This is a genomic window from Paenibacillus sp. FSL H7-0331 (genome assembly GCF_001956045.1).
Map to the genome: position 1 here is coordinate 1 of NZ_MRTH01000061.1, position 26,149 is coordinate 26,149.

Consider the following 26,149-nt stretch of genomic DNA (forward strand, 5'->3'; position numbering starts at 1 on the left):
AAACGCTACCAGCTCCATAGCATCCATAATAAGCCACCTCTTCACATTGAACTGGAAAAAACCTAACGATAGTTAGGTTTTTTCCAGTTCAATAATCTGTTTTTAAAAGAATCAAATCCGAGTCTATCGTTTTAACTTGTGCTTTAGTTTGAACCACCAGGCTTACGTCGTTTATTTACATGTGGGGCGGCGCCGGGAATTATTAGTCCCCATTTTCCGCCTCCAGTTGTTTCTTTCATTTCCTGCTCCGTCAACGGCTTCTCCAAATCTTCAAGCTTCAAATCTTTTGATTCGTTCTCATTGGACATTATTATTCCTCCAGTAAATTAAGTTTTTTGATCTCATTAAGAATACCATCTTGCTTTCGCGCATTCTATTATCCGAACGTAGCAAAATAGTAAAATTCAGGTATACCTTCATTCTCCTCACTGATAAAAAAAAGAAGACAAGCTCTCTCCCGAAAGAAAGCTTATCTCCTTACGATCATTATGTTTTTTTCAAGTAGCTGTTAACCAGTTGCGTTCGATTCCTGACATTCAACTTCCGAAATACTGCTGTCAAATGCTTCTTGACCGTTACTTCTGTAATATACAAGTCCGCCGCAATTTCTTGATTCGTATAGCCATTCTCCAGCAGCCCCACCACTTCTTTTTCCCGCTCGGACAGCATCGACATACCATCATCCTGCTGCTTGGAATGATCTACAAGACCGAAGGACGCTATCATTTTGTTCAAATAATCCTGCAGCTTGCCGCCCCTCGTATCGAGAACGTAATATGGCGTAGGGGTGTTAATGTCATAATCGTAATGTGCAACGTTTTTCACCTGCTCGCACCCCAAGCTAAGGTGGAATTCCTTTAAGAAGGAGAGCTCCGGAGGAGCAGTCGTCACGACATAACCGGAAGAAATAAGCAGTGAGATGAACGTTAGCCCTGCAGTTGTACGTATCGCCACGTCCTCAAAATCCGTCACATCGATCGTTTTCACAAAATAACCCGCAATATGTTCCTTCGGCACCCGGAGTTCCTTTAGCTTATGATCCGGCAGACTTTGGAAATAAGTGGATGACGGCGGGTGAGTTAGCAAGTAGTCAAGCGTTCCTGCATGAATCGGAATGATTGCCGTCAGGCCGCATATTGCCCCCTGCTGATCTCTCATCAGCTTAATAATGCCAGGATCGAGTTCGTAAAGCTCTTGAAGATGAATATGCTTAATCGGGTAAAAACATTCTTCTTTAGAAATCATATACTCAAACCTCTCGCCCGTGTCCGGGTTCTGGAGAGGAAGGCAAACTTCCTTCAGATTGATGATACGATTTTCCAAATACTGCTCAGCCTCCGCCCAATTGGACGGATTCAACGTCTCCATGAGATACGGAGTAGATTTCTGAAAACAGAAATTGCGAACAACATGATCGCCAATATAATAGTACCATTCAACGCCTTCCCAAGCGATCGTCTTTCTCTTGGACGGGTTGGTCATCCTGCTGTAATAATATTTGATGCAGCACTTCCATAACCAGTCGTAATGCTCAGGCTGGCGCAAACGCAGCTGATAGCGGATGGCATCCCGCATCAAATCATGAAGGATCCAACCCCTATCCACTCTCCGTATGAAGGAAAGTCCAACCAGCCTTTGGAATAAATCCGTCTTTACTTGTCGATCCAATACATAGGAGAGCAGCTCCTGGTTAAAATGCCGAAGTACAGCTACGGCCTCTACGAGCTCCCTAAGATTGTCGTCCGGAACCTCTTGTAACCAGATGCTCACGATATGCTCGAACACTTCGATTTCATCCACCAATTCCAAGCCATGAATGTTCTGAACCATCGTCGTCGAGACGATCAAGGACAACGTGAGCGGATGTCCTCTAGTTTTCATCCACACCTGTTTGATCATCGGCTCCTGAGAAATGCCCGAGCGCTCCAAATATTGCTTAACGGACAAATAATCCAGATCCCCAATGGGCATCCGATGTATCCAATGGCGCCATGCCGGAGAACTGAGCCATATGCCTTGCAAGGGAAATCTTCCCGCAATGATAATCAGGATTTCCGGATGCAATTGTGGAAGGAGTGCCTCTTTCAGCCAGTGCTCCATATCACCCATGTCCTCGAATGTGTCAAATGCGAGGACAAGCTTCTGATTCGCCACCTTTTCCCTCAGGATATCATGGCATAGCTCTAAAAGCGCCTGTGGCTCGGCAATCTGCTGCAGCTTCTCTATCGGATAGCCGAGCATACGCAACATTTGCGTGCAGAAGTCCTGCGGTGTATGAGAGAATCCGCGGCTGTCCATTAACAGAAAAGCGGCATTCACATGCACCGCCAGCCGACGGAACTCATCGATTAAATAGCTTTTTCCTACGCCACCGGTACCATAGAGATTCAAGATCCGTCCCTGTTGTCCGCCGTCAATTAATTGGTGCAAGAAATACTGGATTTCGATGTCCCGTCCTACCAAATAATGTCTTTCCAGCAGGTCAATCTGGACAGCTATGCGTTCCTCGGGACCGCCTACCTTCACCTTACCATCATACATAGGATATACCTACCTTCGAATTACATTATGGGGAGAAGAGTGCGATGCAGCAAAGTACGTTCTTAGCCTTCTAAAAGTAAAACGGTCAGGATCATTTTGCAAACCGCAGCCCAAAAAAACACGATAAAAAAAATGCAATCTGAGCAGCAATATTTAAAGGCGCTGTTTTATAAATATATAACTACAATTCTTATCATTTTATCACTATTCGGAAAAGATTACTTAATGTATTCTTACTACATTATTTAAACTATTTTTATTCCATATTTTTATTACCCAAATTACAAAAAAGCAGATACCGTTTGACCAGCACCTGCCGAATTCAAGCAACGCTATTCTTCTATTCTACATCTAGCCAATGATCAAGACTGGCATTCTATCGTATCCGTTTGTCTTCGTCGCTTTTGTACTCCAAAATATCACCTGGCTGACAATCCAATGTCTTACATATCGCTTCTAATGTTGAAAAACGAACCGCTTTTGCTTTCCCATTTTTCAGAATGGAAAGATTCGCCATAGTAATTCCAACCCTCTCCGAAAGCTCCGTTACGCTCATTTTTCGTTTTGCTAACATCACATCAATATTAATAATAATTGCCATATGCTCCACCTCAGACCGTTAAATCATTTTCTGATTTTATATTAATAGCTTCTTGTAAAAGTCTTTGGAGAACAGCAGCAAAAACGGCGATCACCATAGAGGCGAAAATAATGACCAATCCCATTGGTATGAAACTTGGAGGGTCAACTCTCTTCCCCATGAGATAGTAGAGTGGCATACCTAGCAGGTACAAGGTACTGATTGTGATGGCACAGTATTTTATATTCTTTAAAACCTTTACCGATAATTCCGAGAACGCTTGGTTCTTATCAATATAGCTTAGAAGTTTAAAAGCTTGATACAGAGCAAAGTAAAAGGGTATCGCTGCCGCGTACATATCGATTAAAACGAGAGATTTCATATAAGCAATATCTGGATACAATTCTCCAGCAAAATTCCCGATCTTAGGCAACAAAAATATGCACAATGCAAGAACTGGGATTCCTATAAAAATAACAGCTAGCTTTAAAAACAATGTCGTAACTTGTTTCATAAAAAGCACCTCGTTAATTAAATTTTACCGAAACGTTAATCATTTTCTGGTTTAATTCAAAATGGCTTTTGAAGTGCGTCCACAATGGCTGTCTGCAATTCCAATCAGAAAAATAATTACCTTTAAGAAATTGGTTCAACCTTGTTTAACATTCATTTAAAGCACCTCACTGATTTAATGATAAAATGACTTTAACATACGATTTATCGTTTTGCAATAAATTAATATCGTTTTTAACTATATTATTATTGTTATTATTATATCCTTTTAATTTTGACAAAAATAAAAAGCATTTCTCATTACAAAGAAATGCCTCTACTTTAAAATGTTTAAATTTACTACATGTTCAACAAAACTGCTCGTTAGTTTAGCGCCGGTACTTGAGTCTAGTACTTTATTTCTCAGTCTAATACTTTATTTTCACCAAACAAAAAATGTCAGGTGATAAAAAACTTTGGAACCAATTTTGTTGATTTTATTGAGTTTGCCGCGGCACGTGATAAACACGAAAAATAAAAAGTCTGAAACCACTAGTTATTACCATGTAAAGAAAGTTGGGACCTTCCTCAAATAAGCCAATAATTCCCCATCTTACACTGGTAATCTAAGGACCATATAGCTTCCTGATATGATAATTCATGCGATACAGTTACATTTAACCAAAGCATATTAATTTTACATAGGGTAATTTCAAATATTTTCAATGGGTGCAAAGTACTGGGTATCAGCAACAAACATGCTGTGTGCTTTGTATAGTCCCTATTCGCTGAGTTCGCTCGTTTTAATAATCATTTAAAACGAAACGTATATCGGATGGATACGGAGTATCCTTCAAAAGGCTGATTAATAAATCATGAGAATTAAGAAAATCCTCCCCAATTATATGTGCTATTTCTTGAGAAAGTTTATCCTGACCAGCCAAATTACCCATAATATCAACCAGTATGGCTTGGGCTAAAGGCACCTTCTTTTCTAATGCAACTACTAATATCAAGTTTAAAGTAGATATCTGCGCTACAAGACTGCGTGATGATTTATAAATTACATTCAAATGCTCTGAAAGGTGACTCCACTCCCCTTCATTACAGTCTATCACCCTAATAATGTTCACTTTTGCTATTTGTATAAATGGTACCATTACCGTTTCATGCTTTGCACATTCCATAAGCACATCATTGGGAATGGATAAGAATGGTTTAACAAATTTTTCAACGACTTCATTCGATTCTTCAATATTCGCTGTAGATAGACATTTTAAAACGTGCTTCACATCAGAAAAGAAATCTTTTAATTCATAAGATCTTAAACTACCAAATAAATAATCACTTTGAGCCAAGCTATTATTAAAATCATCTATTAACTCTTGGACAGTTTGATACCTTTTAGAACGATCCTCTTCCATTGCCTTTCCAACAATAGGTTGATATTTAATAAGCGACCTGAATCCTCGCTCGGGTGATTCTCCACTAAATATGAAATACATTATGGCACCTAGCGAATAGATATCAGACAGAGAATCCGCATTTTTCAAACTCTCCTTTTGCTCTGGAGCAGTAAACGCAGCTCTTCCATATGACATGTTAGAATGTCTGGTAATTGAAGAAAGCGATTGGTCATCTTTCGCCAGACCAAAATCAGCAATCTTCGCCACTATAGTCCCGTCACTGCTGGAAAATATCAAGATATTATGCGGGGCTAAATCCCGGTGACTTATTTTAAAATTATTATGTAGATAAGAAGCGCCGCAAAGTATATCTTTAAATATACGTAATTTTATTTCCTCCGACACGGCAGGATTTAATTCTAACCACTTCTCTAAGGAAGTTTCCGCTAATGGCATTGTGAATAGAAAGGGTTCTTTATCGAGTTTTATTTTATCGACTTCAATAATATTAATATGAGATTTCTTTTCTCGTAAAAGCCTGACCTCTCTTTTAAAGCGCAGTAAGTAGTCCTCCCCTTCCTTTCCATGTTCTTGAATAAACACTGACTTCTCAAAGAGTACTTTACAAGCCATTTCTTTTTTTGCAATCAAATCGAAAACTCTATATACTTCAGCAAACCCACCAAATCCAATTTTTTTCAATGGAATTAGGTGATTTTTTTGTACTTCTCCATTTTGGTCTTCTAACGTCCACAAACGACGAGCTAATCTATTGGACTGCGGGCAGAATAAAATACGATACCCATATAAAATATGTGTAATCTGTTCTTTATCAGGGTTTAAATTGATGTCCCTGCCTTTATCCAAATGATTTAAAACTTGTAATGCAAATAACATCATCTTACCGCCATCCGAATTAGGAGCTAGAGCATAAAAATCGCCTGTAAGTCTATGGGAGAATAGCGGTAAAAAGGTATCGTTACCCAAAGGTAAGTTGTCAAAAATTTCTTTCAATAGGTTAAGTAATTGATTAAGTGAATTCGGCTTGTTCTTATACATCAAATGAATAAATGATGCATTTCGATAGCTCGATATGAATGAAACAAATCTATAGAAGGGGCTTTCTCTTTTAGTAAGCCTCAGAAAAGTTTGAAAGAACAGTTCTTTCTTTTTTTCAAAATTGTGTTTATCTTCGCTTTTGGACGTTAAGTTTCCCAAAAAGTATAATTGTAGAAGATCGTTCATATCCAGACCTTCAAATGAATTCTTATATTTTGTTTTCATAATAGCTTTCTCAAATTTTGCTGCAGTAATCGTGATTGGCTGGCCATCCCTGTATATCTCACCAAAAAAACCTTCTAACGTTTGCAGTTGGTTTGGTGATAGATCGCTAAGGACGACTTTTGTCCCCTTGACGATTTTTCCACGACTCCGGTATTTTCCCTTGAAAAGTGTAAGTATATCGCTAAATTCTTTCTCATCTCGAAAAATATTAACCAGTTCTTCTAATGAAGACTCCATAAATACACTTCCTTGATAGCTCTAGCGCTATTGATTCAACTGCGTTTTTAACTCGAGCCTTTCGAAATGAAATACCATTTTGTTCACTCCACTTCTAGTTGTCTCTTTCCGTTCCAATGATAACGACGAAAACCCATATGTGGAGAAGAAGGCTGCCGCAAAATTGTGACGATTGAAAGTGATTTTACAGTCCGATAGCAGCCCCACAAATCATACGAATTCATGATGTAATCAAAATCAAAGTCTTGAATCATATTGAACATTTTCTCTTTATTGTTGGAATCTACTCCCGCAAATGCCTCATCAAGCGTGATTAACCTTGCTGCGGTATCTGATGCACTCATAAGGATTGCGTCGATCGCCGCAAGCAGTGGCATATACAAAATAATCGCTTTTTGACCATTGCTATATCTCCCAAAATTGCGGTTTCCTACTGTTTCTGATCCCACCCCTTTATCAACCTTCGTTTCAAATACAAACCATTTCCGGTAATCCAAAATCTCTTTGTAGGCCTCCAGTCTGGTCATTCTAAAATCTTTTTTTGTTCGTTGTTGTACGGCTTCGATGCGCGCACGGAAATGAGCTGCAACTTTTTCAAGATCGGAGGGATCGATGAATCTACTGTTACGACTTAACAAATCCACAAGTTGTTTTGTCTTTAATGTATCGTCTTCTACAGCATCCTTCGTATTCCAGTCCAAATGAATCCTAAGTCCCTCGAACTCGTGGAACCGCTTGTTTATTTCATCAACCCATTGTCCAGCTTCATGAATTCGAACCTGGATTGTACGTCCGATCTCGTTAATGATAATATCTGTAAACAGTTCTTTTTCTTTATCCCCAATATTTTGTTTTAACTTAAGCTCGATATCAGATAATTCCTGAAGCAACTCCAGCGGTGAACATGGAACCCCGCCGTTACTCTGCAGGCTTAGTGTAAAATATGAAATTAGTCGATTTAGCGCGTCTACATCGGTTCTTCCGATTTTCTCCTTCACTTCACTTTCCGCGTTCCAGGGTTGTTCTTGTTGGCGACGTAGACGGTAGTCTTCAAGATCGCCTCGCACCTCTCTTTCCACATCTAAAAGACGCACGAGTACATCTTCACGGTTAGGAGCACTTACACGGTCCTGCCCTAATATTTGATCGGCCGTGTAAGCAGAAAACGGACTATTTATGGTTTGGAGCTTACGAAATTCTTTATACCACACGTTCTCTCTTTCCGAGGCTTGTAAAACAGCTGTTTTGAGTTTTTCAATTTCTTTTTTTGCATCGTCGATTTGTAGTGTGAGTTGGTTAAATACCTGTTCTGCTTGTTGCTGACTATCTTCAGCGTCGTTAAGCTGCAGGTTCGCTTTCTCAATTTGTTTAAACACGTCCGAGTTTGAATCCATGGCTTCTTGCAAGCGCTGAATGGTCCTTTCGAGCTCCGATTGCTTGTACGATAATTCATCGTAGTTCTCTTGATACTCCTCTACAACGGGTTTCAAAGAATCCAGATGTCTCCTGCTCTGGGCAATCCTCTTCTCCACTTCCATTCGTTTTTCGGCAAGCGCGTCTATTGCCATGATTTCCTCTTTATATTTCCCGCATTGTTCGAGGGTATGGTTGCAAACGTCCAGGCGAAGCGGGATATCCATATCACCAATTAAACGCATAACATGATTTCGAACATTAAGGGTTTCTCGTCGAATGGACTCATAATGCGAATATGCTTCCTCTTTTTCCGAATCCCGACGTTTAGCATCTCGTTTTTCTGCATCTTGCTCCCGATAAACATCCTTAATTTCCTGCGTGGAAGGAATCTTCATCCATGTTTGGACTAGTTCGTCGATCTTGACCTGCGCCGCGCGTAGTTCACGGCTTTGATCCGATAAATGATGTTCTAATTCTTCTAGTTGCTCTCGAAGAGCAAGAAAGCGCCGCTGACGAGCCTCTTCTCGAGCCCGAAGACCGACATATGTCTCACTGCATCCAGGCGCAGTTCCTTCTAGGAAGCCGCTACGGAAAACGCCATCCTCACCGATGTACCCTTCTTGATTTTCGTCAACTGAAATTCCTTGCAGAACACGCTCAATTGTTTTCGTATCGATTTTATCACTAGGAACAGGCTCCATCAGATCACCCAGATGCTTGCTTTTCGGCGCTTGTGTGCGAAGTACAACCGCTTGACCAGTTGCCTTTGCTTCATATTCCTCAGGTACAATGACAGCTTGGAGCAGTCCGGAACGTTGAATGACGGACTCGATACTTTTTCGGATAGGGTCCGAAACGGTTTCCTTGAACTCGACAGCTTCAAAAAAACGAATATATGGGATTTTAAGCTCATCAAGGCCATTCCATTGTAGTCGCTCCTCTTTCTGCTCAGGAGGTTCCACAAACGGTGCTGACAGAACCTTCTCATATTCAATTTGAACTTTCTTGATTTCACTGGTTAGCCGCTGAACATGGTACTCGGCTTCCCTTTTTTGGGTTTGGAATGGTTTTTCCCGAGACTCTAAAATCTCTTGCTGCCAAGAATGAAACTTTTCCTCTTCTTCACTATATTCATATAAATCGCCTAAAATCCCTTGCAATGCTTCCCACTCTCGTGTTTCAATTGATAGGCCGTGATCAGTTGACCAACTTTCGATGCGTTCGAACAACCCGACTCTGCACTTTTGAAGCTGCTTGTACAACGAGTCTATTTTTACAATCGAAGCATTGTATGCCTCTAGTTTGTTTTCAAACTCAGTTCGTTTTTGCATGGTTTTCGCTTCTTGTTCTTTATAGCTTTGTAGATTTTTTTCAATTTCTTTTAATCGTGTAATATGCCGATCAATTTCTTCTTTCCACGATGCAATTAAACTAATCTGATCTACCGTCGTCGAAAATTGACTAACAAACCGATCGTGGTAGTCGAACTTGATCGACGTTTCATACTCTTTCAAGTAATCGAGAATTCCTTGGATCTCATCCCTAATTTGAAGTTCATCCTTAACTGCCTCATCGACGGCTTGCTCATTCTTGCGAACATCCGCCCTAGAATTGCGGAGTTGGGTTTCCTTCTGGCCTAACTTTTCTTTTACTTGATCAAATTGACTTTCCATTTCTCGCTTCTTTTTTTCAGCTTCGAAGATATCCTGATGAGCTTCTTTAAGCGTATTAACAGTTACTCCAAGTGCTGTAATTTGTTGCTCTGATTCTTCGATTCGCTTTTTCGCATCTGATTGTCTTTGGGTCATCTCTTGCAAGTCACTTTCTTTTGTGATAAGACGACTTTGCTCACCTTTGAACAGTTGAGAAGCGCGAGAAACATGCTCGGCAAACTCGAAGAACAGAGCAAATTGGTAAGCTTCATAGGCTGCGCTCAGCTTTTTCAATGCCTCTACTTCAGATGTTGTCTTTGTTAAGAGTTCTTCTTGCTCAGTAATTTTTGATACAATATTCGTTAGCGACTCCAAATCGTTATCAGATAGCTCTGGGAGCGCATCCGTCAAACTTGTATTAATAATGTTAGGCCCAACATCCTTGCTGATTTTGGGTGGCCGCAGTTCAATTAATAGCTTGATATACATATGGAAAGTGTGCATATTTTGAAATCCGAACAACAGCCGATTGACCTCTCTCGCATATTCAGCCTTATGTTGCGTAATGAACGCTCCTTTGAAACGGTCACAGAAATCACGATAATCGAGCGGAGCCTTCCCATCCCTTGTTTGGTCGTATAGTAACAAGTCTTTCCCGACCTGCTTTCCATTTGTGACAATGAAATACCAAGTCGTTAAATCCCTCGACTTACGTACGCCCGAAAGGCCCATACCAATGGTTATGAGCTGCTCCCCCTTACGAAATTCTATGTAAAGGTAGCCGTTTCCGTCTTTCTTTTGATTGACCGCCTCTTCACCAAGATGAAGGTCAATCAACAAACGATCAGTACGCTTTTGAGGATCAAGGCGAGAAGGGTTGTAATTCCCATCAAGCAGCAGGGGCAACATCAAAGTCGAGGCTATCGTCTTCCCGCTAGCATTATCACCGCGAATAAACAGTTTTCCGTCCGATAGTTCAATTTCCGTATCGGCATGATACCAAACATTAAAATAACCAATTCTGGTCGGTTTCCAGCGCATGCTTAACGTCCTCCTTTGGCGGTACTTCTTCTTCTGCTATTTCACCTGCCACACGGCCTAATGCATCACTAAAAATCCATTCATCGTTCACTACCTTCAACAGGCCCAGTTGCTTCATATAGTCGGCAACTTCTCCCCATAGCGCTCGATCAGACAGGCTGGACTTCGCTAAATGATCCTGATTCGCCCTACGGACTGAAACAAACAGATCGAAGGCATCCTTGGCATGAAGCGCAACATAGCCACGGTGATTCGACCAATTTTCACCTTGATCAAGCCGATCACGTAAATGAGTCCCTATCGCAGTGACGATATGAGAATGTGTGTTATAAGTAGGATAGACACTCTTCCCTTCTCTGGGTTTGTCATGGACTAGAAGCCAGGTGGAGGCATACCTCTCTAGAAATACCCCTTGAAATACTTCCTCCAGCTTTTGCTGCATGCGAAGGCCGTGTCTTTCTGCATAAATCTCTTCATCTTGTGATAATTCGGATAAAAACAGGCAGCCCTGCGCAAATAAACGCCTCCAAATTTGCTGTTCATATAGTATCCCTTCTTCGATTTCCTCTTGATGAAGCGCCTCTCTAAGTAGAATCATGTTGCTAAATTCATATAACGGTACACGAGTCTGACGAATCACGTGCCTAAGCCCATTGGAGACTTGAATGAGTAGATCATAATCTTCGCTGTCTCGAAATTGGTCAATGGTTCGGTCGAACATGAGAAGAAGCCGTTCTTGTTCCAACGTTTTAATTACGCGGATTAGACTTGTACGAACTCCATGATCAGACCAAGAAATGGCATCTGGTCCTCCAGGATAATATGCTTTAATGCTTTCAAGCAACTCACGCAGCACAAATTGTTGATCCTCGCCTTTCTCTTCCATAAACGCCAATACACAAGCATATAAAACAAAATCCATTTGGTATTTCAATGAGTGTGTAGGGTTAGGATCGAACACTCTCCGTTCGGGGCGTTTGATCAAACGAACATAGCCATCTCCCATGTAGATAGGGTAATGGAACCATTCCCGAAAAACAGCTTTTAGTTTGTGCTCGTGACTTCGAATGCGAGAGTAGAATTCAGGTTTATGTTCGCTATAGACCCACTCTTCGGACCAGAGCAAAAAGACTAAGGTTTGGATTTCTTCGGCTAGGGCTTCAGCGTTACTCACCTGCAACACCATCCTCTAACACTATTTCAATGTCATCCATGGTAAGTTCTCCATCTGTACATTTCATCTTAATGCGGTCATCAGTAGCGACAAAAGCGCGAAATTCACGACCGTCAGGTAAATAAGCAATATCATGATTGCGTAAGCCCTCGGTTTCCATGTACAACAAAGTTTCCCTTAATGCCGGACTGATTTCATCCAGATCTCGGATTCGAATTCGCCCGTTCACAGAGATCGCTTCCATTTCGCTTCGCAATCGTTCCTCTTGCTCTTTATGTTCCATTTCAATTCGCTGGCGCTCGAGTGGGTCTTCAAGCAGGATCGATTTAACTCGCTTAACAAAATCCCGCTTTTTGCGGGGGATTAGTTCGATCTGCTCCGCAGGCAACTCCCATACGGACTTGGTTTCACTGTCTGAAGTCTGTATATCGGTGATTACCATTTGTGAAGCGGGACCAATTCCCTTTATATAACCAAACAATTCTTTGCATTCTTCATCTTCGTTGGCCTTGAAAAATAGGGCCGCAAGATGTAAGTAATCATGCTTTCGGTTGGTGTAGTGGAAGAGCCGATCACTTACTTGTCTAGACAGACGTAGGACTTTGCTGATTGCGGTTTTGGTTTGCTCCATCAGAAAGTAGTACCCTCCCTCTTGGGAGCTTTCATTAGCAAACCAATTAATCATTGATTGCCACTGCTTTTTGTGCAATTCCACGCGCTCTTCTTGATTTGTGTCTTCCAGGGTAGGAAGTTGAATCCGATTGATCTCGTAATCTACGATTAAATAAATGACATCTTCAATGTAATCTTTGGAAACGGACATCAGTTTCTTTAAAATGCGAACTTGTTGCTTTTGAATATCGCGAACAAATTCGTCCAAGTAGCTAACAAATTTATTTTTATGCTCAAGGAACTTGTCTGAGAGATAAGCCGCTTCCATGTCAGTGCTGTTCACGTGGGAGAGATAGTCCGACGTATCAATACGCAAGCGATCATGCCGCCCCATGATTTCGTTCCAAAGGTTATATAGTTCGGATGGTTCTTTTATCGTTGCACTTTTGAAACGATCGAGTTCTTCGATAATACGGGCCGCTAAATTCTTCTCTAGTGACCCCCTTACTCGATTTGCCCGTCGCTCCATCGTTGCGATCATTTCTTCAACATCTATGAGTGCATCGGTGGCTCGAATCAAATGTTTTTTTCGCTTGAAATCTTCATATGCCATGTATTTGACATTCTCTTGTTGTGATATCTCAATATTCCCCCACTCTTTCATCGTACCAAGATCCATCTCCAAATCCTCGATTGAGTAGTCAGGGAACCGTTCAACAAACTCATCCATTTGCCTTAAAGCGGTATATATCTCTTCCGTTGTGAGCATGGTTCTAAATGTACGATGATGTTCGTACAGAACGCGGGCAATAGGCCGATAGCGATCAGTCCGTTGGTTTGCAACCAAATAAGTGAATTGTTCCAATCTATTAAAAAGACTCATATGATTCTCCTTTAGAGATTTACCCATTCTATTATTATACACTTTTTACAACTATAAGAATGGAAGATATTCCATAGGTGTTTTTCCACTAATCAATCAACGTGTAACAAAACCTACCAGTGCCAGCACTTCAACCATAATTGAATTTGCCTGTGAATGATTATGAAAGTCTGCTTGCTGTTTCTTCGGCTTACCCGCTTTAAAATGAAATGAGCGATGGTTCGGAACCACCGCTCTACTCTCCCATCCATTTGCGTAACGGCACTAATTAATACTGTCAATCCAATAATATTCTTTTCAAGAGGTGATTCACACATCGGATTTCGACACGACCATGGGCCAGAGCCAATGATAATACGGTTGCAAAACAGTGACTACTATCGAGGAAATTTTCAACAGATCCAGTTAAGAACCGCATAAGTAGTAGATAAAAAATAATATATGAGTTCAGAATTCCGATTTAAATAACCTTTTTATAGTTCGCCGTTCCAAAAAGTAACGTTTTTCTGGGATTACTGAAGCCAACCTTTGTTCTGAATAAGACTCAAAAAAGTCATTAATCAATTTAGTTTTATGAATAAGACCTGAAGGGTGTATGTAACCTTTCTCCCCCAAGCAAGATAACAACTTTACACTTAATTCATTGGCATCTGTATCACCCTGATTTTCCATTAAGTAAATAAAATCTGTCATCAGGTCATTCTGCAGTTGATTCTCTATATTTACTACCGAGTCGGGGATGGGGTCTATTTTATGACCTAAGGGACAGACTGGCTTTTTTAAATAAAGCTGGCCAGAGTTGCTTGTTAGATCAAAACTACATTCCGGGCATTTGCTTATTAAACTGCAGTTGTGTTTATGACATATATTAATGTGTTTTAGCTGGTGATATCTATTTAAGTAACATTCTCCGAAATTAGCGCAATCCTCTGAAAGGCATGCTGGACAGTACCTTAAATCTTCGTTGATTAGTCCCTTTGGTCCGCTTCCAGACAGTTGCCCGGCAAGAGATGTTCTTCCTTCAGATCCATTTAATATATCATTTAATAACTGCTCATTTTGTTTTGTTGTCAAAAAGGGCTTTAGCAATGGGTATACAGTGTTGTTATTTAGATAAAACGATACGTTATCTATCGAGGGCTTATATTTATCCTGATCCAGTTCACTTAATGTCCCCTGTGAAACCCCAATCATATTGGCAAACTCCACCTGATTCAAATCTTTGAACTTCCGTATCTTCTGGTACGATCCCCAATCGAAGTCATTATTTCCTCCCTATAAAGAAAAAAGTCCCGATGAGGACAATTCATCATCGGGACTGATTTCAGCGGTTCCATACATTTTTTACTGGTTCCACAGTTTCTTTACTGGTTCCAGACTTTCTTTACTGGTTCCCAACTTTTATATCATCTGACAAAAAAGAAGGGGTTTCCCCCTCCTTTATTCAACCGTAACGCTTTTCGCCAAATTCCTTGGCTTATCCACGTCATTACCGCGTGCAAGCGAAGCATAGTAAGCCAACAACTGCAATGGAATGACAGACAATGCCGGGCTAAGCAACGGGATTGTCTGCGGGATCTCCAACATTTGATCCACAGCTTTGCCAAGCTCTGTCTCACCTGCTGTGTGAATACCAAACACATACGCTCCGCGTGCTTTAACTTCCTTGATATTGCTCACTGTTTTCTCAAATAGATCCGGCTGTGTGGCTAAGGCGATAACAGGAATGCCCTCTTCGATCAGAGCCAGTGTACCGTGCTTTAATTCACCAGATGGGTAAGCTTCGGAATGAATATATGAAATCTCCTTCAGCTTCAGCGAACCTTCCAAAACAACCGCATAATCGATGCCGCGGCCTATGAAGAACAGGTTATTGTGTGTGGCTATTTGCTCTGCACATTCCTTGATCACTTCAGCATGCTCCAGAATCTGCTCAACCTTTTCAGGAAGCTGCTTTAACTCAGCAACAACATCAGCGATAAAAGCTTCATCCTGTGTTCCCAATGTTTGAGCCAGGTACAATCCAAACAAATAAAAGGCGATAAGCTGCGAGGTATATGCTTTTGTAGAGGCTACAGCAATTTCAGGTCCTGCCCACGTTACAATCACATCATCTGCCTCACGTGCTACGGAGCTGCCCACTACATTCGTAACGGCAACTACACGTGCACCGCAGCGTTTGGCTTCACGTAACGCAGCCAAAGTATCTGCTGTCTCTCCAGACTGGCTGACGACCACTACAAGTGTGTTTGGGGTAATAATCGGTGAACGGTAACGATATTCCGAGGCTACATCGGTTTCCACTGGAATACGAGCCAGCTTTTCAATAATGCTTTTACCGACCATCCCTGCATGATACGCCGTGCCGCAGGCAACGATATGAACCTGTTGAATGGATTTAATGTACTCGTTTGTCATCTTTAATTCGTTCATGACAACCTTCTTACCTGTTGGGTCGATTCGGCTGCCCATTGTATCCCGATAAGCCTTCGGCTGCTCATAAATTTCTTTTAACATAAAATGATCAAATCCGGCTTTTTCAGCTGTAATAATATCCCAATCGACATGAAATAATTCCCGGGAAATAAAATTCCCCTCAAGCGTCATTAATTCGACACCCTCTGAGGTCAAAACCGCCATTTCACCATCGTTCAAAATATATACGTTACGTGTGTGATCAAGAATTGCCGGAATATCGGATCCAATGAAATTCTCGCCTTCACCTACACCAATAATTAAAGGGCTGAAGAAACGGACTGCAACCAGCTTCTCAGGCTCATACTCCGTCAACACACCTAATGCAAAAGCACCGGTCATCCGGGTAATCGCCTTTTGCACCGCCTTGACGATATCACCTTCATAAAGACTGGATATAAGATGGGAGATCACTTCCGTGTCAGTCTCAGACACGAACACATGACCTTGGGCCGTTAATTCTTCTTTTAAAGTCATGTAATTTTCGATGATCCCATTGTGCACCACAGAAAATTTACGCGAATTATCGGTATGTGGATGGGAGTTCACATCGGAGGGTTTACCGTGTGTAGCCCACCGCGTATGCCCAATCCCGATTGAACCCGTTAAAGGCGCTCCATCAAGCACCGCTTCCAAATTGGCCAATCTGCCCTTGGATTTAGTGATTTGCAATCCATCTTGCGTATATACGGCCACACCTGCGGAATCGTAACCGCGATATTCTAATTTCTTCAAGCCTTCAATCAATATATTTTGAGAATTACGTTTACCAACGTATCCAACAATACCACACATAGGGATAGAACCTCCTGCATATTTAAAAAACGATTATTCCGAAATTGTTATGACGTTCATCGGTCATGCTGGAATCTTGTACACACAGTCACCCATGTGCTTTGCATTCCAACTTAACGGTAGAGCCGCTACCGGAAGGTCCCCGCCGAATATTCCGAACACCTTCACCTCGTCAACTTGCAAGCGGCTGCCTACGGGATATCATCCATTCCAAGCCCGACAACTATTACTTAAACAGCTTGTCTCTTATCGCTTGAATTGCCTGGCCATCTTCCCATGGCACCCTCACAAGTTCTGGCGCTATTGATACGTAACCCCGATCCTCCTGTTCCTTCTTGAATAAAAAGCTTATTAACATCTTATTCATTTTATGTGTAGAGTGCAACACTAATTTTCTTTTAAATTCCGACAACCTCAGCGACAAAAGCCCTCTAATGACAAGCATTAGAGGGCTTTCGACCCCATTCTCTATAAGTCCTTATCCACAAGCCTATAAACCTTGTCGGATATAGTAAACTTTAGGAAAGTTCTTTTTCAATAATCGCTGCCAAATCGTCTACATAAGCCTCAACCTGAATCTTATCCGGTCCTTCAGCCATTACACGAATCAGCGACTCTGTTCCCGAAGGTCTCACCAGTACACGACCATTATCGCCAAGCTCCTGTTCGACTTTCAGGATCGCCTGCTCAATAACAGGGTTCCCCTGCCACTTGCTCTTATCCTTTACTCTTACATTAACCAGCTTTTGGGGGTATTTACGCATAATTCGCTTCATTTCCGTTAGCTTTTTGCCGGACAACACCAAGGTATCCATCAACTGCAATGCGGTCAAAATACCATCACCAGTTGTGTTGTAGTCAAGGAAAATCACATGCCCTGATTGTTCGCCACCCAGGTTATATCCGTTCTTGCGCATTTCCTCCATCACATAACGGTCACCTACCGCCGTTTTGGCCGCCTTCATACCTACCGCTTCAATGCCTTTAAAGAACCCGATATTGCTCATCACTGTCGTCACAATCGTGCTCTGCTGTAATTGCCCAGCTTGATTCAATGCATGCCCGCAAATGCTGAGAATATAATCCCCATCCACTTCCTCACCGGTTTCATCAATCGCGATTAAGCGGTCTGCATCTCCGTCAAAAGCAAAGCCGATGAATGCGCCATGCTCCAGCACTGCTTTTTGCAAAGCTTCTGGGTGGGTAGACCCACAATGATCATTAATATTGCATCCATTCGGCTCAGCGCCTACAGTAATGACCTCAGCGCCCAAGGCCTCGAATACTTTGGGTGCAAGCTCATAGGCAGCTCCATGCGCACAATCCAGAATTATTTTATATCCTTTAAAAGAGGACTTAACACTCGCCTGCACATAATCCAGATACGCATATTTAGCCTGATCGTCGTCCACAGCCGTGCCGAGATTAGCACCCGTAGGCCGCGGCAATTCATCTTGTTCCGCATCCATTAACCGTTCAATTTCAAGCTCTGTTTCATCTGACAGCTTAAAGCCATCACCACCAAAGAACTTGATGCCATTATCCTCAACCGGATTGTGTGAAGCCGAAATCATCACACCTGCATCCGCTTTAAGCTTACGTGTCAAATAAGCAATTCCCGGTGTCGATACAATGCCAATACGTATTACATTGGCGCCGATCGATAATAGTCCTGCTACCAACGCAGCTTCCAGCATCGAGCCGGATATTCTTGTATCACGTCCGATAATAACTGTGGGCTTGTCAACCTGCCCTGCCAGCACATAACCCCCGCAGCGGCCTATTTTATAGGCTAGTTCAGCCGTTAATTCTTGATTTGCGATCCCTCGAACACCATCGGTTCCGAAATATTTCCCCATTTATTTGCTATCTCCTTCAATTATCATTTCGTAACATTCGTTACTTTTTGGCACTGATCTCGACTGTAGCTTTAAAATCCTGCGGCGTACTCTTTTTAATAAACGTAGGCAGGTTCCAGCTTACAGGGATTTCATAGCGGCCTGGTGGCATATTGCTCACATCCAAAATGGCTTGAACATCCTGCACCTTCACCTTATCCAGTATCGCCGGTGCACCTTCAGCAACAAAATTAATTTTCCCCGTTTCGGGAAGCACGACCTTTGTATCGAACCCATCATTTTGACCGATGATGGACAGAGGCACCTGCTCAAGGGTTTTTGTAGCAGAAGCTACGATATTAATTTTCACCTCTACCTTGGCAGGGTCCATCTGAGTCGCCTTGTTCCGCAGCGGAATATCCAGATTTAACGTGTATTCCTTTTCTTCCTTTAAGTCAGCGAGATTAATATTAGGACCCTCATAAAACTCCAAACGGTTCAATACATCCTGTGTCCCGAATACCGTTACTTTATCTACGTTTTGCACCAGAGAAGCAACACTGAATCCCTTGGGAGGTTCACCCGACAGCTTCAGCTGCAGGGGCACCGTCGTAAATGGACTTGTAATCGGAACCTCCACCTCGACAACAGCCGGATTGATGGTAGCTAACTCCATTGTTTTGCCTGTCTTGTCGTAAGCGACCAACTTGGCTTTATTCGACACAGCTGATTGTGCTTTCTCCACGTTTACTTCGGCTCTGACTGATTCTACAGCATCTATGCTTCCACTGGGGAGCGTTACCGTCACTTTATTCGGTTTAACAATAGGCTGCCCCGCCTTTAAGCCCACAGCAGGCATACCTGTTACATTAATCGTTACCGGCATCTGCTTATTCGACTTCTCATCGATGACGACTTTCGCGTTAGAAGGGCTGACTCTCACCGTAACACCGCTTGGAAAACCAACGGGAGTCAAAGGAACAATCCGCTCTCCCTTACCCAAATTCGTCAAATCGACCTCCACCGAATATTTGCTGAGCATTGCCTTTTTCAAAGCTGCTTCCTTGCCGCTTAATGTCACAATAACCTCGGCAGGGTCCATCGTTTGCACATAAAATTGATTACTATCATATTTAGGCGTTACCGTTACATTGGAAATTTGTTCTTCCCTTACCCCATTATTACTCGTTCCTGGCAAGGTGTTATCTTCCATATGTACCACAGCCCACAATAAAATGCCGATAACAAGCGCCAAAATTTTAACTACATTTGTATTACGCAACCACCGATCCATATTACCATAACCTCCATTTCCAAATGGAGTTTTTTTCCTTGGTCTTGTTCTTGTTTTTCAGCTCTTCAAAAAGCTTGGAAAGCAAGGCTTCTTCCTTAATATCACGAATAATATGACCATTAAGCGCCAGTGAAATTTGACCGGTTTCCTCCGATACAATCACACATACAGCGTCCGATACCTCACTCATCCCAATCGCGGCCCGATGTCGGGTACCCAGCTCTTTGCTTATAAACGGATTCTCCGACAGCGGCAGGTAACATCCCGCAGCCATCAAGCGATTGTTGCGCACGAGAACCGCCCCATCATGCAAAGGGGTATTCGGTATGAAAATATTAATTAGCAACTCCGAGCTGATATGCGACTCTATAGCAATTCCGGATTCAATATAGTCATTCAAACCGGTTTCCCTCTCAAACACGATAATAGCCCCGATTTTACGGCGAGCCAAATAATCTACGGCCTTAATGACCTCACCGACCCGCTTATTCAATTCGTTGTCTGTCTCTGTAGGCGTCCGACTGAACAGTGCGCCCCGACCCAACTGCTCCAATGCACGGCGCAGCTCCGGCTGAAATATGATAATGACCGCCAGTACCCCGAAGGTAAACATCTGATTCATCATCCATTGAAGCGTGCTCAGCTTAAACCAGGTACTCAGTGCCCAAGTCACAACAACGACGAAGATCCCTTTTAACAGTTGAATCGCCCTTGTTCCACGTACAAGTAAAATCAGCTTATATATGACGTAGCTTACAATGAGTATATCTATAATATCTTTTATGTTGATGGCTGTTATATAGTCCATCGTATCTGCCCCCAAACGACACGCGGCTTGATTGTTTCTTGAATGTTTTTTGATGATCCTTAAATCATACCATAATATGAGGAAAAATCCTCCCTTTCAAGATATCTTTAAGGAAGGATTTTTGAAATGATCCATATGTCCTATTTGACCTGTGATATCTTGGATGCCAAACCATTCATTTTAAACCATAACCAGCCAAAAGCTTCATCTATTTGTGTAATTTGACCCGAAATATGAGCCGTTGAAGCGAGAATGACTGATCCTTGAACAACAACAATATCCCCTTCAATATCCCCATCTACCTGCAGCTTGCCGTTTTCGACCATAATATTGCCTGCAACCTTCTTCCCGACAGGCACATATACGGTATTACCCTGGATGACGACGGATTGAAGATCCGTACCTTTCACGATAAGCTCCGAGTTCTCATTCCACATGGACATGAAGCTGCCCGTCATCACAAGTACGAATACAGCAGCCACAGAGATACCCGGATGATTCCGTATCCACTGCCTCCAGAGGCTTCTTTGCTTCATGGGAGGTAAAGCCGCCATAATCCTTTCCGTTAGTCCGGCAGAGGCCTCTACGCGGGGCCAAGACTGAATTAGAGCCTCGACTCGCTCCAACTGCTGGAGCCGCATCTTACAGGTTGGACAGGTCAGCAGGTGCTTCTTAAGCTGTAAAGCTTCCGAACCCTTAAGACTGCCGTCCATATATTCATGTATCAAAGGGAGGGCTTCCTTGCAATCCATAGCGAGCCACTCCTTTCCGTTTACATAGTTACTTGTGTAATACATACGTAAATGCGCGCAAGATGTTTCAAAAATAAGTTTACAAAACCCGTTCCAACTTTTTCCTTAAAAATTCCCGACCCCGATGTAGACGTGTTTTGATTGTAGTCACTGGCATGGACAATACATCACTGATCTCCTGAAGCGACAAGTCCTGCAAATACCGCAAAATCACAACCGATTTGTATTTCTCCGGCAAAGAATCTATCGATTTACGAATTTCCGTTTGCGTCTCGGATAAGACAACCTGTTCATCAGGTGTATCCTCAAGACTGGGCAGCGTTGAATACCAATCGGTACCTTCACCATCCTTCATCTCAGCATCCAGGGAGTAAGTGGCCTTACGTTTTCGGAGACGATCGATACAAAGATTCGTTCCGATCCTATAAATCCATGTCGAAAACTTCTGAAACTCATCATACCTATCGAGGTTGGTAAACACCCTAAGGAATGTTTCCTGTACAATTTCCTCTGCCTCATGTCTGCTATGCAGCATCCTGTAGGCAAGATGGAAAATTTTATCCTTATATAGCTCCACCAGCTCGGCAAAAGCAGCTCTGTCTCCCTTACGAGCTAATTTGGCGAGCCTCACATCCATCTGCTCCAACCGACATTCCTCCAAACTTCCGATCCACAACCTACATCGTTCATGCGCTTGATTCCGGAATCTTCAGGACACTTTGCGTTTCTCGGCTACTACAATTCCTGTCAATATTAAGAGCATACCAAACCATTGTACACCATGTACAGCTTCATTCAAAAAGAACAGTGAAGCCACAATACCGACAGGTAATTCCATAGCTCCAAGCATCGCTGCCAAGGTACTACCGATCCGTGGTATTCCTACCATAAATGCGATCGTAGGCAGTGCTTGACCCAATCCGCCGAGCCCTACTCCCCATAATAGCAACGACTCTCCCCCAGTCTGAAAAAAAACTGCCGGCGGATAAATCAGATACAATAAAGGTAGTGAACCGGTAATCATAACAGCAGCTTTCATAAAAGGGTGCAGGTGTGTCTCCATCCTGCCAGCCATGAATAGAAAGAAGCCATAAGTCACTGCAGCTCCGATCCCGCAAATAATGCCTAAATAAGTGAATCGGCTCCAATCCGCCTCGAAGGCCTCCACAGCACATAACGTCCCTAACATAATCATAATTACGGCTAACCACTGATTACGTTCCGGCCATTTGCGATTGGCTATCGAATCCATTACGATCGTTATCCAGGTAAACTGAAACAATAGGACGATGGCAACCGTCGCATCCATTTCCGACAGAGCTGTGTTATAGAGAAGTGTTGAAGCGGTTAATCCAAACATACCGACTAACGACAGCTTGATCCATGGACCCTTGAATGGATTTCCCCATGTTTGTCGCTGAAGCAGCACGAGCAGCCATAATAAAGCCGCACCTGCCGTCATTTGACTCGCTGTAATCTGAAACTCGTTCCAACCGTCTTGGTATGCCATTTTAATTAGCGGAGACAAAAGTCCGTAGCTTGAAGCCCCTACGATGACCAGCACAATCGCAAACCATCTTGAATTCAAGCCTTAATCCTCCTTACGTTTACCTAAAAAGCTTCCAGCACGACCCAAAAAAAGCCAGGTAGCTCAATCTCAGGCTACCTGACTCTACAATGAGCAGAGATAATTATGTTTGTTATGGCTTGCCTACCGCTTATCCTATCGTTATCCCGATTAACCGTTGATCAGCCAGTATTCCTTAGTCCTGCTGCGATACCATTAATCGTTAACAATACTTCGCGTATGAGCAGCGTATCGTCCTCGTCGCGTTCTCTTTCCGCCCTTAGCTCTGTTACGAGCTGGACCTGCAAATAGCTCAACGGATCTACGTAAGGGTTACGAAGTCGGATTGACTCTTGAATGACCGGTACATTATCCAAAATTTCTTGCTGACCGCTAATCTTCAAAATCAAATCAGACGTCTTTTCATACTCTTCCTTAATTTCATTAAAAATACGCTCTGCGATAGCAGCATCCTTGATCATACTGCCATACTCCTTAGCGATCAACAAATCTGCTTTGGCCATTGCCATTTGCAGATTATCAATCAAGGAGCGGAAGAACGACCAATTTTCGTACATATTTTTCATAATCGTCAAGTTCTCTGCTTTATCCTGATAAAAGCTGTAGAGACCCGTACCGGCCGCATACCAAGCAGGAAGCAAGTAACGGCTTTGTGTCCAGGCAAATACCCAAGGAATGGCACGAAGATCTTCAAATCGATCACTATTTTTACGCTTCGATGGACGGGAGCCGATATTTAGCTCACCAAGCTCCGGAAGTGGTGTAGACTCTTTAAAGAAGGTCAAGAAATCCGGGTCACGGAAAATCAAGTCTTGATACTTCGTCTGCGCTTTTTCCGAAATATCGCGCATAATCGTTTCCCACTGTTCCTCAGACTCTTCAATCTGTGGGTTACGAGCATTCAGCGCTGCAATGAGCAATGCAGAGGTTGCTTGCTCCAAGCTGCGATAAGCTATTCCCTTCATTGAATAACGGGAGGATAACACCTCTCCTTGCTCCGTTATCTTAATGCCTCCACCAATCGTGTCGGCTGGTTGTGCCAAAATGCTGCGGTTCAATGGCATTCCTCCACGTCCGAGCGCTCCGCCGCGGCCATGGAAAAACTTCAGCTTCACGCCGTTCTCAGACGCGGCCTCTGTAATCGAGCGCAATGCCACTCTCAATTCCCAGTTCGCTGTAATCACACCGCCGTCTTTATTGCTGTCGGAATAGCCCAGCATGATTTCCTGCAAGTGATTCGTGCTAACCAGGCTGTTCCGATATGCCGGGATTTGGTACAACGTCCTCATAATATCAGGCGCAGCATGCAAATCATCAATCGTTTCAAACAGCGGTACGGACTGCAGCGTGCATGTCACAGAACCATCGGCTTCCTGGCGGTATAAGCCAGCTTCTTTACCGAACACAAGTACCTCCAGCAAATCACTGGCAGCCTCTGCCATACTGATCAAATAGCTGGACACACAGTTCAAACCAAACTCCTGCTGTGCTTGCTTCACAACGCGGTATACATTCAAACATTCCTGAGTTGATTCTGAATAGTCCATGTATGGCGTAGTAATCGGTCTTGGTTCCGTTAATAAACCACTCAGCAGCTTGATCTTATCTTCCTCAGCGAGTGCCGAATAATCCGGACAAATGCTCATTTTCGCTAAGATTTCTGTCATGGCTGCTTCGTGCTCTTTACTGTGCTGTCTAATATCCAATGAAGCCAAGTGGAACCCAAACAATTCAACCTGACGGATCAATTTAACGACATAATCATCGGCAATGAAATCAGCAAAATGATTACGCAAGCTGCGATCAATAATTTTTAAATCCGCAAGAAACTCATCAGGCGAATTGTATTTTTGCAAACTATTAATGGAAGGATCCGCGGCATTACGGATTTTTTGGATCATATAGACAATTTTGATGCGGTAAGGTTCTTTTTCATTGCGCCATACTTCATGAGACCGCAGATCCAGATGCTCACGATCCACCTGAATCGAATCGAGCAATTCCTGAGTAACCTCTACGATATTTTTGCTAAAGCTTAAATGCGTAGTGAATTCATTCAACAGCTCGTCGTATTTTTGAAGGGCCAGCTTGCGGTGAAGCGTGAGTGTTTCCCATGTAACTTTGGACGTTACCGACGGATTGCCATCACGATCTCCACCAATCCATGAACCGAATTTCATATAGATAGGCGCATGCCAGGATTCTTCAGGGTAATAAATTTGCAGACAACGTTCCAGCTCCTGATACACCTCTGGAAGCACGTCAAACAACGTTTCATCGAAGTAGTACAATCCATTGTGCACCTCATCGATAACCGTTGGCTTACGATCTCTCAGCTCGTCCGTCTGCCAAAGAGTAATAACTTCACCCATTAGCTTATCACGAAGCTGCTCCCGTTCCCGGAAAGTCAAATTAGGGTTGTCCAATTCCATCACTTGATTGGCGATGCGTTGATGAATATCCAATACGGCACGTCGTGTTGCTTCCGTAGGGTGCGCCGTCATAACCAGTTCCAACGAAATGCCCTGCAGCATTTCCTGTACTTCGGCTGCGTTAATTTGTTGATTTTTGAGATCGCGTACTACATCTTCAATAGAACCAGGCTGTACATTTTCGCCAGCCGAACGTTCATAGTCACGTTTTCTCCGAATACGGTGATTCTGCTCAGCAATATTAATCAGTTGAAAATAAATCGCAAAAGCCCGGATCACCTGATGTCTCTTTTCCGGTGCCAGTGACGTGATCGTTTCTTTAAATTCGTCATACATCTCAGTGGAATACTGAGCACGTAGATTTTTACTCATTTCTCTAATATTCTCTACAATGACCAGTAATTCATTGCCGCCTTGATGAACCAGCACTTCACCTAAAATATGTCCGAGAAATCGAACATCTCTACGCAGTAGGTTATTCGCAGTATTTTTGTTGATCGAACTGTTTGAATCCGACATGGTTCCCCTCCTGAGGCTTGCTTTACATAGCAATTTTCTTTGTAATGTCTTAGACCATAATGAGTATTTTAACACAACAGTACGCTGATATATAGTTTATTTATAGAGAAAATAAAAAAAGACCCGCTGGGTCTTGTTATGATTGAATATGGAGCGGGTAAGGGGAATCGAACCCCTGCTATCAGCTTGGAAGGCTGAAGTTCTACCATTGAACTACACCCGCTTGCGTAAAACTCAAAAGCATTTAAAAAATAATGGTCGGGACGACACGATTTGAACATGCGACCCCCTGGTCCCAAACCAGGTGCTCTACCAAGCTGAGCTACGTCC

19 protein-coding genes and 1 tRNA gene are annotated in these 26,149 nt (G+C 42.7%); all 20 read right to left on the reverse strand.

Going from position 1 to position 26,149, the window contains the following annotated elements:
* Positions 1 to 143: 143 nt before the first annotated feature.
* Positions 144 to 308 (reverse strand): hypothetical protein, encoded by a 165-nt coding sequence (locus BK127_RS44270; RefSeq protein WP_179097772.1) that lies wholly within the window; start codon positions 306 to 308, stop codon positions 144 to 146.
* A gap of 178 nt (positions 309 to 486) precedes the next feature.
* The gene (locus BK127_RS39020; RefSeq protein ID WP_076238071.1) at positions 487 to 2,541 is read right to left on the reverse strand and encodes a helix-turn-helix transcriptional regulator; all 2,055 of its coding nucleotides are present in this window, start codon (positions 2,539 to 2,541) and stop codon (positions 487 to 489) included.
* Positions 2,542 to 2,917: 376 nt separating this feature from the next.
* On the reverse strand, positions 2,918 to 3,142 hold the full coding sequence (locus BK127_RS39025) for a helix-turn-helix domain-containing protein (protein WP_076238072.1): 225 nt from the start codon (positions 3,140 to 3,142) through the stop codon (positions 2,918 to 2,920).
* 10 nt (positions 3,143 to 3,152) lie between these two features.
* On the reverse strand, positions 3,153 to 3,635 hold the full coding sequence (locus BK127_RS39030; protein ID WP_076238073.1) for a DUF2975 domain-containing protein: 483 nt from the start codon (positions 3,633 to 3,635) through the stop codon (positions 3,153 to 3,155).
* Positions 3,636 to 4,416: 781 nt separating this feature from the next.
* Positions 4,417 to 6,540: a protein kinase domain-containing protein gene (locus BK127_RS39035; protein WP_076238074.1), complete on the reverse strand. Its 2,124-nt coding sequence runs from the start codon at positions 6,538 to 6,540 to the stop codon at positions 4,417 to 4,419.
* 83 nt (positions 6,541 to 6,623) lie between these two features.
* Positions 6,624 to 10,649, reverse strand: a complete 4,026-nt coding sequence (locus BK127_RS39040) for a TIGR02680 family protein (RefSeq protein WP_076238075.1) — start codon at positions 10,647 to 10,649, stop codon at positions 6,624 to 6,626.
* A complete protein-coding gene (locus BK127_RS39045; protein WP_076238076.1) occupies positions 10,615 to 11,823 on the reverse strand; it encodes a DUF2398 family protein in 1,209 nt (402 codons plus the stop codon). Before BK127_RS39045 ends, BK127_RS39040 begins: the two co-directional genes overlap by 35 nt.
* Positions 11,816 to 13,318, reverse strand: a complete 1,503-nt coding sequence (locus tag BK127_RS39050) for a TIGR02677 family protein (RefSeq protein WP_076238077.1) — start codon at positions 13,316 to 13,318, stop codon at positions 11,816 to 11,818. The genes BK127_RS39045 and BK127_RS39050 overlap by 8 nt, the downstream gene beginning before the upstream one ends.
* A 96-nt stretch (positions 13,319 to 13,414) precedes the next feature.
* Complete coding sequence (locus tag BK127_RS45265; RefSeq protein ID WP_256711644.1) at positions 13,415 to 13,549, reverse strand: hypothetical protein; 135 nt, start codon at positions 13,547 to 13,549, stop codon at positions 13,415 to 13,417.
* Positions 13,550 to 13,765: 216 nt separating this feature from the next.
* On the reverse strand, positions 13,766 to 14,527 hold the full coding sequence (locus BK127_RS39055; protein WP_256711645.1) for a TniQ family protein: 762 nt from the start codon (positions 14,525 to 14,527) through the stop codon (positions 13,766 to 13,768).
* A 231-nt stretch (positions 14,528 to 14,758) separates the two neighbouring features.
* Complete coding sequence (gene glmS / locus BK127_RS39060) at positions 14,759 to 16,588, reverse strand: glutamine--fructose-6-phosphate transaminase (isomerizing) (RefSeq protein ID WP_076238079.1); 1,830 nt, start codon at positions 16,586 to 16,588, stop codon at positions 14,759 to 14,761.
* A gap of 226 nt (positions 16,589 to 16,814) precedes the next feature.
* Entirely contained in the window at positions 16,815 to 16,955 is a 141-nt protein-coding gene (locus BK127_RS44275; protein WP_179097773.1) for a hypothetical protein, read from the reverse strand.
* 151 nt (positions 16,956 to 17,106) lie between these two features.
* Positions 17,107 to 18,447, reverse strand: coding sequence for a phosphoglucosamine mutase (gene glmM / locus BK127_RS39070; protein ID WP_076238081.1), 1,341 nt, complete (start codon positions 18,445 to 18,447; stop codon positions 17,107 to 17,109).
* 40 nt (positions 18,448 to 18,487) lie between these two features.
* Positions 18,488 to 19,720 (reverse strand): CdaR family protein, encoded by a 1,233-nt coding sequence (locus BK127_RS39075; RefSeq protein ID WP_076238082.1) that lies wholly within the window; start codon positions 19,718 to 19,720, stop codon positions 18,488 to 18,490.
* A 1-nt stretch (position 19,721) separates the two neighbouring features.
* Positions 19,722 to 20,528: a diadenylate cyclase CdaA gene (gene cdaA / locus BK127_RS39080; protein WP_076238083.1), complete on the reverse strand. Its 807-nt coding sequence runs from the start codon at positions 20,526 to 20,528 to the stop codon at positions 19,722 to 19,724.
* A gap of 140 nt (positions 20,529 to 20,668) precedes the next feature.
* Positions 20,669 to 21,280, reverse strand: coding sequence for a zf-HC2 domain-containing protein (locus BK127_RS39085; RefSeq protein ID WP_076238084.1), 612 nt, complete (start codon positions 21,278 to 21,280; stop codon positions 20,669 to 20,671).
* 79 nt (positions 21,281 to 21,359) lie between these two features.
* Positions 21,360 to 21,926: an RNA polymerase sigma factor SigW gene (gene sigW, locus BK127_RS39090; protein ID WP_076238085.1), complete on the reverse strand. Its 567-nt coding sequence runs from the start codon at positions 21,924 to 21,926 to the stop codon at positions 21,360 to 21,362.
* Between the two features lie 63 nt (positions 21,927 to 21,989).
* The gene (locus tag BK127_RS39095) at positions 21,990 to 22,868 is read right to left on the reverse strand and encodes a DMT family transporter (RefSeq protein ID WP_076238086.1); all 879 of its coding nucleotides are present in this window, start codon (positions 22,866 to 22,868) and stop codon (positions 21,990 to 21,992) included.
* 161 nt (positions 22,869 to 23,029) lie between these two features.
* Entirely contained in the window at positions 23,030 to 25,819 is a 2,790-nt protein-coding gene (gene ppc / locus BK127_RS39100) for a phosphoenolpyruvate carboxylase (protein WP_076238087.1), read from the reverse strand.
* A gap of 149 nt (positions 25,820 to 25,968) precedes the next feature.
* Positions 25,969 to 26,042, reverse strand: a tRNA-Gly gene (locus BK127_RS39105).
* Positions 26,043 to 26,149 lie beyond the last annotated feature (107 nt).

Excerpts from the sequence above, each read along its gene's own strand:
- BK127_RS39050 (WP_076238077.1), bottom strand. The coding sequence starts at position 13,318 with ATGAGTCTTTTTAATAGATTGGAACAATTCACTTATTTGGTTGCAAAC.
- BK127_RS39025 (WP_076238072.1), bottom strand. The coding sequence starts at position 3,142 with ATGGCAATTATTATTAATATTGATGTGATGTTAGCAAAACGAAAAATG.
- glmS (WP_076238079.1), bottom strand. The coding sequence starts at position 16,588 with ATGTGTGGTATTGTTGGATACGTTGGTAAACGTAATTCTCAAAATATA.
- BK127_RS39020 (WP_076238071.1), bottom strand. The coding sequence starts at position 2,541 with ATGTATGATGGTAAGGTGAAGGTAGGCGGTCCCGAGGAACGCATAGCT.
- BK127_RS39030 (WP_076238073.1), bottom strand. The coding sequence starts at position 3,635 with ATGAAACAAGTTACGACATTGTTTTTAAAGCTAGCTGTTATTTTTATA.
- BK127_RS39040 (WP_076238075.1), bottom strand. The coding sequence starts at position 10,649 with ATGCGCTGGAAACCGACCAGAATTGGTTATTTTAATGTTTGGTATCAT.
- cdaA (WP_076238083.1), bottom strand. The coding sequence starts at position 20,528 with ATGGACTATATAACAGCCATCAACATAAAAGATATTATAGATATACTC.
- BK127_RS44270 (WP_179097772.1), bottom strand. The coding sequence starts at position 308 with ATGTCCAATGAGAACGAATCAAAAGATTTGAAGCTTGAAGATTTGGAG.
- BK127_RS39085 (WP_076238084.1), bottom strand. The coding sequence starts at position 21,280 with ATGGATTGCAAGGAAGCCCTCCCTTTGATACATGAATATATGGACGGC.
- BK127_RS44275 (WP_179097773.1), bottom strand. The coding sequence starts at position 16,955 with ATGAATAAGATGTTAATAAGCTTTTTATTCAAGAAGGAACAGGAGGAT.
- BK127_RS39035 (WP_076238074.1), bottom strand. The coding sequence starts at position 6,540 with ATGGAGTCTTCATTAGAAGAACTGGTTAATATTTTTCGAGATGAGAAA.
- glmM (WP_076238081.1), bottom strand. The coding sequence starts at position 18,447 with ATGGGGAAATATTTCGGAACCGATGGTGTTCGAGGGATCGCAAATCAA.
- ppc (WP_076238087.1), bottom strand. The coding sequence starts at position 25,819 with ATGTCGGATTCAAACAGTTCGATCAACAAAAATACTGCGAATAACCTA.
- BK127_RS39075 (WP_076238082.1), bottom strand. The coding sequence starts at position 19,720 with ATGGATCGGTGGTTGCGTAATACAAATGTAGTTAAAATTTTGGCGCTT.